The organism is Pseudomonas sp. PIC25 (assembly GCF_002286785.1).
Classification (GTDB): domain Bacteria; phylum Pseudomonadota; class Gammaproteobacteria; order Pseudomonadales; family Pseudomonadaceae; genus Pseudomonas_M.
Genome location: NZ_MUJY01000160.1, coordinates 1 through 3,934, shown reverse-complemented (window position 1 = coordinate 3,934; position 3,934 = coordinate 1). Strand labels below are relative to the sequence as shown.

Annotated in this window: 4 protein-coding genes; 2 read left to right on the top strand and 2 right to left on the bottom strand. The window is 66.9% G+C overall.

The window, feature by feature from the left end:
- The coding region (locus tag BZL41_RS20095; RefSeq protein WP_143518128.1) for an aldehyde dehydrogenase family protein at positions 1-819 on the bottom strand (819 nt) is incomplete at its 3' end.
- Between the two features lie 312 nt (positions 820-1,131).
- On the opposite strand from BZL41_RS20095, the gene BZL41_RS20090 reads away from it, so the two are divergent.
- A complete protein-coding gene (locus tag BZL41_RS20090; protein ID WP_095600928.1) occupies positions 1,132-3,048 on the top strand; it encodes a sigma-54-dependent Fis family transcriptional regulator in 1,917 nt (638 codons plus the stop codon).
- A 33-nt stretch (positions 3,049-3,081) separates the two neighbouring features.
- Here the strand turns inward: BZL41_RS20090 and BZL41_RS20085 are convergent, their stop codons facing one another.
- On the bottom strand, positions 3,082-3,336 hold the full coding sequence (locus BZL41_RS20085) for a hypothetical protein (protein ID WP_095600927.1): 255 nt from the start codon (positions 3,334-3,336) through the stop codon (positions 3,082-3,084).
- 489 nt (positions 3,337-3,825) lie between these two features.
- Here BZL41_RS20085 and BZL41_RS29175 point away from each other — a divergent pair.
- Positions 3,826-3,934: hypothetical protein (locus BZL41_RS29175; RefSeq protein ID WP_256578209.1), on the top strand; the 109-nt coding region annotated here is incomplete at its 3' end.

The following is a 3,934-nucleotide window of genomic DNA, read 5'->3' as shown; positions in this document are numbered from 1 at the left end:
TTCGAAGTAGATGTTCGGCGACTTGCCGCCCAGTTCCACGGTGGACGGGATGATGTTATCGGCGGCGCAACGGAGGATGTGTGCGCCCACCGGGGTCGAACCGGTGAAGGCGATCTTGGCGATGCGCTTGCTGGTAGCCAGCGCCTCGCCGGCCTCCTTGCCGAAGCCCTGCACCACGTTCAGCACGCCCGGCGGCAGCAGGTCGCCGATCAGCTCCATCAGCACGCAGATGCCCAGCGGGGTCTGCTCGGCCGGCTTGAGCACCACGCAGTTGCCGGCGGCCAGGGCCGGGGCGAGTTTCCAGGCGGCCATCAGCAACGGGAAGTTCCACGGGATGATCTGCCCGACCACGCCCAGCGGCTCGTGGATGTGGTAGGCCACGGTGGTGTCGTTGATTTCGGCGGCGGCGCCTTCCTGGGCACGGATGCAGCCGGCGAAGTAGCGGAAGTGGTCGGCGGCCAGCGGGATGTCCGCGTTGAGGGTTTCGCGCACGGCCTTGCCGTTGTCCCAGGTCTCGGTAACGGCGAGCAGTTCCAGGTTCTGCTCGATGCGGTCGGCGATCCTCAGCAGGACGTTGGAGCGCTCCTGTGCCGAGGTACGGCCCCAGGCATCGGCGGCGGCGTGGGCGGCGTCGAGGGCCTTGTCGATGTCTTCGGCAGTGGAGCGGGGGAATTCGGCGATCGGTTGGCCGTTCACCGGGGAGGTGTTGGTGAAGTACTGGCCCTTTACCGGCGGGACGAACTCGCCGCCGATGTAGTTGCCGTAGCGCGACTTGAAGGAAACGATGGCGCCGGGGGTACCGGGTTGGGCGTAACGCATGGTGATTCTCCTGGCTCTTGTGTTTATCGGAGAGGGCGCTCGGTGGCCTGGGGACAGTCCCCGAGCGGGTGGAATGCCAGGAGCAAGGGCCGGGCCATTCGGCGTTAAGTACCGTGCTAGAGCGTTCGACAGCGCTTCGCATGACGGCCGTTTGCCCATGCCGTGGCAGAAGCGGGACAGCGAAGGTGACAGTTTGTACCGCCATCGGTACGGTGCATGACTCATTGGTCAGCTCGACGTTGCAAAGCCGCGGGGGCTGGGCGATGCTGATTCGCGGCGCGGGAATCCCGCCCCCCAGCGGAGAACAATGAGATGCATGCGAATCACCTGATCCGCCATGCGCAGCAGGTCATGACAGTGGCCCAGGGCAAGGCGCAGGCCAGCGGCCCGGCGGCCGATCCGTCGATTGCCCGCTCCTGGCTGCGTTGCCTGGAGCAATACCACCTTGATCCCGCCCTGCCGATGGCTCCCGCGGTGCTGGAGCACGGCCGCATGCTGGAATGCCGCGAGCGCCTGCAACAGGTGCTGGAAATCGCCAACGGCGAAATGAACAGCCTGTACCGCCAGCTCTCCGGCTCCGGTCATGCCGTACTGCTCACCGATTCCCGCGGGGTCATCCTCAATTGCGTCACCGCTGCCGCCGAGCGGCCGACCTTCGAGCGCGCCGGCCTCTGGCTCGGTGCCGACTGGAGCGAGGCCCGCGAAGGCACCAACGGCATCGGCACCTGCCTGGTGGAACGCCAGGCCCTGACCATCCATCAGGACGAACATTTCCGCAGCCGCCACACCGGCCTGACCTGCTCGGCGAGCCCGGTGTTCGACCCCTACGGCGACCTGCTCGCGGTGCTGGACGTTTCCTCGGCGCGCCATGACGTCTCGCGGCAGAGCCAGTTCCACACCATGGCGCTGGTCAACCTCTCGGCGAAGATGATCGAGAGCTGCTACTTCCTGCGCCGCTTCGAGGGCGAGTGGCTGCTGCGCTTCCACTTGCAGGCCGACTACGTGGGCCTGTTCAGCGAAGGGCTGCTGGCGTTCGATGGCGAAGGGCGGATCAAGGCGGCCAACCAGAGCGCGCTGAACCTGCTCGGCGGCGTTCGCGAACAGTTGCTCGGGCAGCCGCTGGAAGCCTTCTTCGATTGCCGGCTGGACGACCTGCTCGGCCGCGCCAATCCGCAGCCCGCCGCCTCCTGGCCGCTGCGCACGCGCCAGGGACGCCTGCTGTTCGCCTGCCTGCGCGGCCAGCCGCGCAGCCTGCCGGTACCGCCGCCGGCCGCGCCGGTCGACGTGCAGGCGAAGCCCGCCGCGCCGGGCCTGTGCCTGGGCGATGAGCGGCTGCGCAACGATTTCCGCCGGGCTCTGCGCGTGTTCGAGCGCGACGTGCCGCTGCTGCTCCACGGCGAAACCGGCTCCGGCAAGGAAGCCTTCGCCAAGGCGGTGCACCAGGCCAGCTCGCGGGCGGGCAAACCCTTCGTCGCGCTGAACTGTGCGGCGATCCCGGAAAGCCTGATCGAGAGCGAACTGTTCGGCTACCGCGGCGGCACCTTCACCGGCGCGCGCAAGGAAGGTATGCGCGGCAAGTTGCAGCAGGCCGACGGCGGCACCCTGTTCCTCGACGAAATCGGCGACATGCCGCTGGCGTTGCAGACCCGCCTGTTGCGTGTATTGGAAGAACGCCAGGTGGTGCCCATCGGCGGCGAGGCGCAGACGGTGGACGTGCGTATCGTCAGCGCGACCCACCGGGCCCTGGACGAGCACGTGGCGGACGGCACCTTCCGCGAAGACCTCTACTATCGCCTCAACGGCCTGGTGCTGGACCTGCCGCCCCTGCGCGCACGCAGCGACAAGCCGGAATTGCTGGAACACCTGCTGGCCGAGGAAGCGCGCGGCGAGGACATCCGCCTGGAACGCACCGCCCGCGAGGCGCTGCTCGCCTACGACTGGCCGGGCAACGTGCGCCAGTTGCGTAACGTGCTGCGCACCCTGGCGGCCCTCTGCGAAGACGGCCGCGTGCGCCTGGACGACCTGCCCACGGAAATCCGCCAGGCCCTCAACGCCAGCCAGGCGGAAGAAACCGCCGTCGGCCCGCTGGAAGAGGCGGAACGCACCACCCTCATCGCCGCCCTCGACAGCCAACGCTGGCACATGACCCGCACCGCCGAACAACTCGGCATCAGCCGCAACACCCTGTACCGCAAGCTGCGCAAGCATGGGATTGGGACGCGGGGATGAAGCCTCGCGCGGAGGCGCGCGAGGCGAAACTACCTAGCGCCGGCGTGCCCGTTGGAACGCAGCTTCGTGCAAGCCCGCCGCATCGTTCAGCAACAGGTAGACCGCCGCGAAGGCGTCGCCATCCTCCACGGGCTGCTCACCGCACATGAACAGCAAGGCCAGCCGGCGCGCCGCTTCCAAGCGTTGCTGCCCGGCTTCGTACAACTCATGCGCCGCCGAATCGGCATCGACGAACAACACGGACCGGCCGTTGGCGGCAAAGGCAGGTAGGGGACGGTAGTCAGGCATGGTGCGCCTCCAGAACACAGAGGTAACCGGAAAAGACCGTTGCTTGGAGGTATGCATGGAACAAGCAGAGATAGTGCATGCGTGGCACTCCTTCGTGGAATTAAGGAACCACCGCCAAACCTTCTCACGAGTTTGGAGGCGGACCGTGCGAGGGTGAGAAACCGGCCCACGAAGATGCCGGCCAGGCCGAAGCCTGCCTCACACGGCCCGCCATAGAAATGCGACAGCCTGTGCTTGTCACCCAGGCTGCTCAGCTATGGCGCTACCGCGCCTTCGTGGATTTCAGGTTCTCACACCCGGTCACGGCACCAACCGTGACGCGGCGGACTCTAGCCGCTCAGTGAGCACCAGGCAAGCACCTCACCCTTCACTCTCCCCACCTCACTCACCACCCCTGACACCGCTCGCAAATCCGAACATCCAGGCTTGCCCCAGGCTTTGGGATTCGACCATCCTCCGCCACGGAACAACTCAGGGAGGAGCCACGCCATGTTCCATGCCGCCAACGAAACCCACTTCAGCCTCGCCATCGACGGCCTCGAACACGACCTGCAAGTGCTCGAATTCCGGGGCAAGGAGGCCATCAGTACGCCCTACC